Genomic DNA, 285 nt, shown 5'->3' on the forward strand with positions numbered 1-285 from the left:
GTGTCGCGATCGCCCGCGCCCTCGCGATCGATCCCGAGATCGTGGTGCTCGACGAGGCCGTATCCGCGCTGGACGTGACGGTGCAGGCGCAAATTCTGCGGCTGCTGCGGGAGTTGCGTGACGAACTGAACATGAGCCTGCTGTTTATCACCCATAATCTCAGCATTGTGAGAAAGCTCGCCGACAGCGTCGCCGTGATGCAAAACGGACGCTGCGTCGAGCAGAACACCGCAGCCACCCTGCTGAAAGCGCCTCAGCACCCCTATACGCAGCGTCTGCTTGATA

Annotated in this window: 1 pseudogene; it reads left to right on the top strand. The window is 61.1% G+C overall.

The features are described from left to right. Positions 1–285 (top strand): annotated as a pseudogene (locus tag CN514_RS25155) (ABC transporter ATP-binding protein); the annotation flags it as partial.

This window comes from Bacillus sp. AFS001701 (assembly GCF_002559405.1).
In the GTDB taxonomy this organism is placed as follows: Bacteria; Bacillota; Bacilli; order Bacillales; family Bacillaceae_G; genus Gottfriedia.